Annotated in this window: 1 protein-coding gene; it reads right to left on the minus strand. The window is 60.4% G+C overall.

Annotation, left to right across the window (positions count from 1 at the left end):
* Positions 1 to 229 (minus strand): YXWGXW repeat-containing protein (locus ACRXB1_RS36835; RefSeq protein ID WP_449494877.1); only part of this gene is annotated, 229 nt, incomplete at its 3' end.
* Positions 230 to 838: the final 609 nt, after the last annotated feature.

The following is an 838-nucleotide window of genomic DNA, read 5'->3' on the forward strand; positions in this document are numbered from 1 at the left end:
TGCGAACCGGCCGCCAGTGGCCGGGCACCCATTCATAGCCGCGGCCGGCCCAGCGCCAGTGTCCGGCGTCCCACACGTATCCGGGACGCACGGCGGGTACGACTTCCACGCGCGGCGGCGGAGGGGCGGAGGGCGCAACAATAATTGTCTGCGCGGACGCCGAAACGCTCGCGAGCGCTGCAACGGCCGAAATCAGGACGATTGCTGCCCGGGTCTTCAATAGATTCATAACGGTTCCTCTGGCCTGTGTGACGCGCAACGTGCACGTCATCCCTGATCGTTAAACGGCGCACCGCCCAAAATCCGTCGCACAAAATTTCACTTGTGGGGTGGCCGAAAGTTGATCGCAGGTGTTGGCAAGGATCGCACACGCCTGATAAAATCAGGACTCGGTTTGACCCCGACTTCAATCCTTCACCGCAGTTCATCTCTCAAAGGGAGGCACCATATGTACGCAATGGCTATCGCTCTCCCTTGTGCTGTCTTTTCCCCGACGTCGCGACGCATTTGAGCCGCCGTCCGCCCAGGCACTAAAGCCCGCGCCAATTCCAGACAGTCCCTGATCAGTTCGCCTTTTCCATGAGGCGCGCTCCGGCTGTCGCTCTATTTTCTTTTTGACTGGATAGCTTCGCGGCGTTTCGCGCCACGAGCTTTGGCAAATGGCCAATACAAAAAAACTCGATTTCGGCGGCCGGGCGTTCAAGGATGTTCTCGGTTTCACGGTGGTTCACTGGGGCAAACAGCCCTGGCGGATCGTTGCAATCGTCGCGCTGGCATTGCTCGCCGCGCTGGCCGGCGTGCTGCTGCAGCTTTTCGCGGGACGTCGTGTCGCTGCAGG

This window comes from Caballeronia sp. M23-90 (assembly GCF_053574605.1).